General features: G+C 68.3%; 7 protein-coding genes. 2 read left to right on the top strand and 5 right to left on the bottom strand.

Annotated features, from left to right (window positions below; genetic code table 11):
• On the top strand, nucleotides 1-261 hold a 261-nt coding region (locus VMJ70_12190; protein HTO91883.1), incomplete at its 5' end, for a hypothetical protein.
• Nucleotides 262-268: 7 nt separating this feature from the next.
• On the opposite strand, the gene VMJ70_12185 is transcribed toward VMJ70_12190, so the two are convergent.
• Genes VMJ70_12185 through VMJ70_12175 form a run of 3 tightly spaced genes read right to left on the bottom strand, consistent with a single transcriptional unit; the run spans nucleotide 269 to nucleotide 2,798 of the window.
• Nucleotides 269-1,012, bottom strand: a complete 744-nt coding sequence (locus VMJ70_12185; protein ID HTO91882.1) for a substrate-binding domain-containing protein — start codon at nucleotides 1,010-1,012, stop codon at nucleotides 269-271.
• Nucleotides 1,013-1,023: 11 nt separating this feature from the next.
• On the bottom strand, nucleotides 1,024-1,758 hold the full coding sequence (locus tag VMJ70_12180) for a substrate-binding domain-containing protein (GenBank protein HTO91881.1): 735 nt from the start codon (nucleotides 1,756-1,758) through the stop codon (nucleotides 1,024-1,026).
• 38 nt (nucleotides 1,759-1,796) lie between these two features.
• Nucleotides 1,797-2,798, bottom strand: a complete 1,002-nt coding sequence (locus VMJ70_12175; GenBank protein HTO91880.1) for a tripartite tricarboxylate transporter substrate binding protein — start codon at nucleotides 2,796-2,798, stop codon at nucleotides 1,797-1,799.
• On the opposite strand from VMJ70_12175, the gene VMJ70_12170 reads away from it, so the two are divergent.
• Nucleotides 2,797-4,167 carry an MmgE/PrpD family protein gene (locus tag VMJ70_12170; protein HTO91879.1) on the top strand — a complete coding sequence of 457 codons (1,371 nt, stop codon included), beginning with the start codon at nucleotides 2,797-2,799 and terminating at the stop codon, nucleotides 4,165-4,167. The genes VMJ70_12175 and VMJ70_12170 overlap by 2 nt on opposite strands.
• A gap of 46 nt (nucleotides 4,168-4,213) precedes the next feature.
• On the opposite strand, the gene VMJ70_12165 is transcribed toward VMJ70_12170, so the two are convergent.
• Both VMJ70_12165 and VMJ70_12160 read right to left on the bottom strand, forming a co-directional pair.
• Nucleotides 4,214-5,854: an alkaline phosphatase PhoX gene (locus tag VMJ70_12165; GenBank protein ID HTO91878.1), complete on the bottom strand. Its 1,641-nt coding sequence runs from the start codon at nucleotides 5,852-5,854 to the stop codon at nucleotides 4,214-4,216.
• Nucleotides 5,855-6,015: 161 nt separating this feature from the next.
• The coding region (locus VMJ70_12160; protein HTO91877.1) for a YifB family Mg chelatase-like AAA ATPase at nucleotides 6,016-7,380 on the bottom strand (1,365 nt) is incomplete at its 5' end.

Here is a 7,380-nt window from a genome sequence, read left to right as displayed (position 1 = left end):
GCCACGCCCGGGCGCTTCGGCGCGCACCAGTTCCAGGAGCACATGGAGGGCACGCTGCTCTACTGCGCCTGGTTCGCCGGGGGCTTGCGCATCGTCGACATCGCCGACCCGCTGGCGCCGCAGGAAGTCGGGTTCTTCATCCCCGAGCCCGCGCCGGGACGCGCCGCGCCGCAGACCAACGACGTCGAGACCGATTCCCGCGGACTGATCTACATCGTCGACCGCTACGCCGGCTTCGACGTGCTCGAGCTGAGTCGCTGACGCGGCTTCAGTTGTCGAACCCGGCCGAGGCGAAAATCGCCTTCGCCGAAGGCGATTCCAGGTACTGGATGAATTCGCGCGCGACCTCCGCGTCGGTCGTCTCGGTCATGACCGCGGCCGAATAGGCCGTGGTCTGCTGGATCTGCTCGGGCAGCGGGCCGATGAGCTTCACCCCCTTGCCCTCGAACAGCCGGATCTCGGGGAGGGTCGCGAAGCCGATCTCCATGGCCTTGCCGCCCGCGATGTGTTCGAGCACCTGTGTCGCGCCGGCATAGCGGACCGTCTTCGGCTTGAGCTGCTCGCCGATGCCGAGCAGCTCGAACAGCTTCTCCAGGTAGGTTCCGGCCCCGGGCTGGGCGTAGACGATCGCGTCGGCTCCGAGGAGCGCCTGCTTGAAGCGGTCGAGCGTGGCGATGTCGGGATCGAAGCCGCCCGAGCGGATCGCGACGCCGATGCCCACGCGGCCGAGGAAGATGTGCTTCTCCGCCTCGATCTTGTTCCGGCGCAGCTGGTCGTTCATCAGCCCGGGCGAGCCGATGAGCACATCCGCAGACTCGCCCGCGCCTACGCGCCGCTCGAGCTGCTGCGGGTTGGCGTACTGGATCCTCAGCCGGTTCTTGGTGTCCTTGCGGTACTGCTCGGCGACCTTGCTCAGGCCGGGAGCGACCGCCGCGGCGGCGAGGATCCTGACGTCCGCGGCCATGGCGGCGCTCGGCAAAGCTACCGCCAGGACCAGCAGCGCGAGCTTCACGTCTTGTCCGTTCAGTCGACGCCCGCGGCGACGAGGAGCGCCTTGCTCTCGGGGCTCCCCAGATAACGGACGAAGGCCTTCGCGCCTTCGGCGTTCGCCGAGGCGGTCATCGGCGCCGCGGAATAGGACGTGTAGTTCTGGATGTCGGCCGGCAGCGGACCGACCAGCTTCAGGCCCTTGTCGCGATGCAGGAGGATCTCGGTGACAGGCCCGAAGCCGATCTCCTTGCCCTTGCCCTTGAGCAGGTGCTCCATCACGGCGCCCGCGTCGGGATAGCGCGTGGTCTTCGACAGGATCTGATCGTAGAGGTCCATCTTCTTGAACAGGTTCTCGAGATAGATTCCGGTCGAGGCGCGGTTGTACACGATCGAATCGGCGGCGAGCACCGAGCGCTTGAGCGCTTCGGTGCTGGAAATGTCAGGGGCGTCCGCGCCCGGGCGCACCGCGACCCCCAGTCCCACGCGCCCGAGGCCGACGCGCTCGGCCGAGATTTTTCCGGCGAATTCGTCCAAGGCGGCGGGCGGGGCGATCACCACGTCGAAGGTTTCGCCGGCGGCGACGCGCTTCCTGATCTCGGGGGCGGTGTTGAAGGTGATCTTCACCTCGTTTCCGGATTGCTTCGCGTAGGCGCCCGCCGCGGCGCGCAGGCCCGGCTCGACCGCGCCCGCGCTCAGCACCTTGATCTCAGCGGCCACGGCCGCACCCGCGAACAACAGGCATGCCGTCACGCTTGTCACGCTTCTCATATCGGATTCCCCTCAAGGGCAGCAAACTTACCACAAGCCTATTCGGCGCGGGCGCCGGAATCTTTCACCACTTTCGCCCATTTCGGAATCTCGCGCGCGATGTAGCCGGCGAAATCCTCGGGCGTGCCCGGGGCGAGCTCCGCGCCGAGCGATTCCAGGCGCTCGCGCAGGTCTCGCGCGTTCAGAGCCCGCACGATGTCCCTGTTGAGCCGCTCGACCAGCGCCCGCGGGGTGGCACGCGGCACCACCACGCCGTGCCAGGTGACCGCCTCGAAGCCCCTCAGTCCCGATTCTGCGCCGGCCTCGGACACCGTCGGCAGGTCGGGCACGCTGGGAGAGCGCTTCGCGCTGGTGACGGCGAGCGCGCGCAGCCGTCCCGCCTTGATGTACGGAATCACCGACGCGGAGGTCGCGAACATCAGCTGCGCCTGCCCAGCGATCACGTCGGTCAGCGCCGGCTGGGCCCCCTTGTACGGCACGTGGACCATGTCCACGCCCGCCATGGCCTTGAACAGCTCTGCGGCGAGATGCGCGGCCGCGCCGCTGCCGGAGGACGCGTAGTTGAGCGCGCCGGGCCTGGCCTTGGCGAGCGCGATCAGCTCGGCCACCGAGGTCGCCGGCACGGCGGGGTTCACCACCAGGATATTGGGCTGGATCGCCACCAGCGCCACCGGCGCGAAGTCGGCCACCGGATCGAAGGCGAGCTTCTTGTACAGGCTCTGGTTGGTCGCGAGGATGCTGTTGTTGCCGAGGAGCCACGTATAGCCGTCGGGCGCGCTCTTCGCCGCCGCCTCGGCGGCGAGGTTGCCGCCGGCCCCGGGCCGGTTCTCGATCACCACCGGCTGCGACCACAGCTCGGAGAGCTTCTGTCCGAGAGCGCGCGCGATGATGTCGCTCGGGCCGCCGGGGGTGAAGCCGACGATGAAATGCGCCGGCTTCTCCGGGAAGCTCTCGGCATGGGCCACCACGGCCAGCGCCGCGCCGCATACAATCGCCGCAAGCCGGTTCATCCGGCCATGATACCGCGAGACAATCGACATGCCTTCCGCCTTGCCCGTTTCACCGGTGATGCAGCGCCTCAGCGCCTATATGGCCGGCGCCCCGCGCAGACCGCTCCCCGACGCCGTCGCCGAGAAGACCAAGCACCACCTGCTCGACACGATCGCCGCCATGGTGTCGGGGTCGCGGCTCCGCCCGGGGAAGAAGGCGATCTCGTTCGCGCGATCGCTCGGCGGGGTGAAGGAGGCGTGCGTGCCCGGCAGCCGGGTGCTCACCTCGGCCGCGAACGCCGCGCTCGCGAACGGCATGCTCGCGCACGCCGATGAGACCGACGATTCGCATTCGCCCTCGCAAACCCACCCCGGCTGCGGCATCGTCGCCGCGTCGCTGGCGATGGCCGAGCGCGAGCGTGCGGGCGGCGCGGCGCTGCTGCGCGCCGTGGCGCTCGGCTACGACGTCGGCTGTCGGATCACCCAGTCCCTGGGCGCACTGAAGTTCCGGGCGGCAGGTCATTCGACCCACAGCTTCGGGCCGACCTTCGGCGCCGCGGCGGCGGCGGGAGCCCTGGCGCGCGTCGACGAGCAGCGCGCGAGGTACCTGATTTCCTACGCGGCCCAGCAGGCTTCGGGCATCTCGTGCTGGATGCGCGACGAGGGCCACATAGAAAAGGCCTTCGACTTCGGCGGCATGCCCGCGCGCAACGGCGTCACCGCCGCCCTCATGGTCGCGCACGGGTTCACCGGCGTCGAGGACGTCTTCTCCGGAGAGCGGAACTTCTTCGTCGCCTACGGCGACTCGCCCGATCCGGAGGAGCTGGCGCGAGAGCTCGGCGAGCGCTACGAGATCGCGCGTACCGACATCAAGCGCTGGTCGGTCGGGTCGCCGATCCAGGCGCCCCTCGATTCGCTGCTGGAGTTGATCAAGCTCCACCGCGTTCGCGCCGGAGAAGTCGAGCGCGTGATCGTGCGCGTGGCGCACCAGGGCGCGAATACCACGGACAACCGCGACATGCCCGACATCTGCATGCAGCATCTGTGCGCCGTCATGCTGCTCGACGGAACCGTGTCCTTCAAGTCTTCTCACGATGCGGCGCGCATGCGCCATCCGAAGGTGCTGGAGCTGCGCGAGCGCATCGAGCTGAAGGGCGACGACGCGCTGACGCGGGCGATGCCGCGCAGAGAGGGCATCGTGGCGATCAAGCTGAAAGACGGGCGCGAGATCGAGCACCACACCCGGGCGGTACGGGGAACGCCGGAGAACCCGATGACCCGCGACGAGGTCGAGGCGAAGAGCCTGGACCTGATGGCGCCCGTTCTGGGGCGTGCCCGCGCGGCGAAGCTGTGCGCCGCGATCCGGGAAGTGGAAAAGATCCGGGACATCCGGACGCTCAGGCCGCTGCTGCGCGCCTGAAAAGAAAAAGCCCGGCGTTCAGCCGGGCTTTTCACGTCAGCTACGACTAGCGGCGATCGTGACCGTCGTCGTCGTCATCGTCCCGGTCGCCATCGCGCTTGGGCGCGCGGATGATCTCCCAGGTGACGTTGTCGCCGTGCTGGGCCGTGTAGAACACGCGCCAGCCGTCCTTGAACGGGCTCGGAATCTTGGCGCCGAGCAGGCCGTGCACCGTCGGGTCGCCGTCGGAGACATGGATCCCGGTGAGTTCATTGTCACCCTCGTTCTGGAAACCGGAGGTACCCGCCAATCCCGAGTCGATCGTCGCAGACGGGTCGCGGCCCTCCGCGATGATGCGGACCGGCTTGTTGGCCGGGTTGGAGTAGTCTTTCCTCACGTCGAGCATCCACCCGGAATCGAGCGCGTTGGCCGGCGCATGAAGACCATCTCCACGGTCTTCCACGAACACGACCCGGTTCTCGTCCCAGAAGGCGACGTTGTCGAAGGCGTTGTGCTCGAGGTCGCCCTTGAAGAACAGGGTCAGCTTGCCGCTGCCGGCGGAGGGGCCCCACTGAGTGAGCTTCATCACCCCGCCGAAACCTCCGTGATCCGGTGTCGCGGCCGAAGTCGCGCTGGTATCGCCGGTCTCGTCGAAGAAGAACTCGCGGAAGTGGCTGCCCGGGCGGAATTGGGCATTTTCCGGCCGCTTGAACGGCGTGCCGCCTTTTGTCTTCGCCAGCGCATTCGCGTTGAACGCTGCCGTACCGTCGGTGTCCGTGTCGTGGACCGTCACCCACTTGGTGTCGAACACCTTGCCGTAGGTGTGCAGGTCCTTGATGTCGTCGGACAGGATGTCGGCGAGCGTGATGGGCGCCGGCTTGAAGGTGATCGGCAGCCCGGAGCGGAGCGAAATCACCTGCAGCACCTGCAGCTTCCCGCCCTGCTTCAGATCAAACCTGTGCTTCGGGACAAAGCGATAGACGAAGCTGTTCGGCTGCTTCGCGCCGCTGATGGTCGTGCCGCCGATGTCCTCGACCAGCCAGATGTTGCCGTCCGGATCGGCTTGAATGCCCTCGTAGCCGCCGCGACCCATGATCCCCTGGAGATTGTCCACCGCCGAGGGGACATCCAGGGTCGCCTGCCAGATGCCGCCGGTGCTGGTGCCGTTACCTTCCTGGCTGAAGAGCAGCCGCCCGGAGAACGGATACCAGGTCGAGCCGTCGAATACCGGGAGCGGGGTACCGTTCGCTTCGCGGGTCGCCACCACGGTGACGCGATGCGCGACGTCCGCGTCAAGGTTGACGCGGGTGATGATTCCCGCCCCGAGCTCGTGCCCTTGGAACAGGAAGTGGGAGCCGTAGTCGTAGGCGGGATCGGCGCCTTTCAGGCCGTGGATCACCAGATACGTATTCTTGTCCGGCTCGGTCTTGCTCGCTTCGATGTTGCTGCCGAGCGCGGGGATCAGGTTCGGCCGGTCGTTGAGATAGCCGTAGTACTTGGCGGAGTCGGTGGGGTTTTCAACCAGCATGGAGCCCTGCGCCGCGACGATCTGCGCCAGCTCCGGCGAGAGGACGGTGGGCGAGCTCACGCCGACAGTCCAGGGATTGGCGCTCGGCACGTGAGTCAGGTGCTGCGCCAGCGCGCTTGCGCCGCCGAGCGCAAGCGGCGCGGCGAGCAGCGTCGAAATCAAGTTCCTTCGGAAGTGCATGGAGATCTCCGTAGTGGGTTGGGCGGTTGCGAGGTAAGACGCGCCCAAGCTAAGGGGTCACCATGACGCGCATATTTCAGGCGGGCTTGCACCGCAGAAATAATCCGCCGACGGAGCTTCGTTACGGTCTTATGAATGCAACAATCGCCCGCGCGGGCGATTCAGGGCGAGGCGTCGAAGCGGCGATACTGAATGGCTTCGGCCATGTGCGCGACGCCGATCGTGTCCCGGCCGGCGAGATCGGCGACGGTGCGGGCGAGCTTGAGCACGCGGTGATAGGCGCGGGCCGACAGGTTGAGCCGCGCGATCGCCTGCTTCAGCAGCGCCCGGGCGGCGTCTTCGGCGGGGCAGAATCCTTCCAGCTCGCGCGGGCCGAGCCGGCTGTTGAGCTTGCCTTGGCGCTCGGCCTGCCGCGCCCGCGCCGCCTCGGCGCGTTCGCGCACCTGCTGCGAGCTTTCGCCGCGGCTCGCGCAGACTAGTTCTTCCTCGCGCAGCGTCGGCACTTCGATCTGAATGTCGATACGGTCGAGCAGCGGTCCGGATATCTTGCCCCGGTAGCGCGCGATCTGGTCGGGCGTGCAGCGGCAGCGGCCGCTGAAGTGGCCGAGGTAGCCGCAGGCGCAGGGATTCATCGCCGCGATCAGCTGGAAGCGCGCCGGATACTCCGCCTGGCGCGCCGCCCGCGACACCGCGACGCGCCCGGACTCGAGCGGCTCGCGCAGCGCCTCCAGCACTCTGCGGTCGAACTCCGGCAGCTCGTCGAGGAACAGCACGCCGTTGTGCGCCAGGGAAATCTCGCCCGGGCGCGGGTCGCTGCCGCCGCCGACCAGCGCCACCATCGAGGCGGAATGGTGGGGCGCGCGAAACGGGCGCTGTTTCCAGTGCTCGGGCCGGAATCCGGCCGACCCCAGCGAAGCAAGCGCGCCGGACTCAAGCGCCTCGGCGCTGCTCATCGGCGGCAACAGCCCGGGAAAGCGCGCCGCCAGCATCGATTTCCCCGTTCCCGGAGGACCGACCATGAGCACACTGTGGCCGCCGGCCGCGGCGACCTCGAGCGCGCGCTTGGCGTGCGCCTGGCCTTTCACCTCGGCGAGGTCGGGATACGCCGGCGCGGCCAGCGCCGGCTGGGCCTCCGGGCGCGCGAGAGGTTGCCGGCCGGCGAGATGCGCGCACACGTCGAGGAGCGAGCCGGCCTGATAGATATTGGCGCCGTCGACGAGCGCCGCCTCATCGGCGCTGCGCAGCGGCAGGACGAAGGCGCGCCCGTCCTGCGCCGCGCGCCAGGTCATCGCCAGCGCGCCGCGAACCGGGCGCAAGGCGCCGGTCAGGGAGAGCTCGCCGGCAAATTCATAGTTGCCGAATTCCGCGGTCTCGATTTGCCGGGAGGCGGCGAGGATGCCGAGCGCGATCGGCAGATCGAAGCGCCCGCTCTCCTTGCGCAGCTCGGCCGGAGCGAGGTTGACGGTGATGCGGCGGGCGGGAAATTCGAAACGCGAATTGACCAGCGCCGCGCGCACGCGGTCGCG

The organism is Candidatus Sulfotelmatobacter sp. (assembly GCA_035498555.1).
Classification (GTDB): Bacteria; Eisenbacteria; RBG-16-71-46; order RBG-16-71-46; family RBG-16-71-46; genus DATKAB01.
This window is presented reverse-complemented; position numbering and strand designations above follow the sequence as displayed.

What these genes read in the sequence shown, in the direction of transcription:
- VMJ70_12180 (HTO91881.1), bottom strand. Translation starts at nt 1,758, where the DNA reads ATGAGAAGCGTGACAAGCGTGACGGCATGCCTGTTGTTCGCGGGTGCG.
- VMJ70_12165 (HTO91878.1), bottom strand. Translation starts at nt 5,854, where the DNA reads ATGCACTTCCGAAGGAACTTGATTTCGACGCTGCTCGCCGCGCCGCTT.
- VMJ70_12170 (HTO91879.1), top strand. Translation starts at nt 2,797, where the DNA reads ATGCCTTCCGCCTTGCCCGTTTCACCGGTGATGCAGCGCCTCAGCGCC.
- VMJ70_12175 (HTO91880.1), bottom strand. Translation starts at nt 2,798, where the DNA reads ATGTCGATTGTCTCGCGGTATCATGGCCGGATGAACCGGCTTGCGGCG.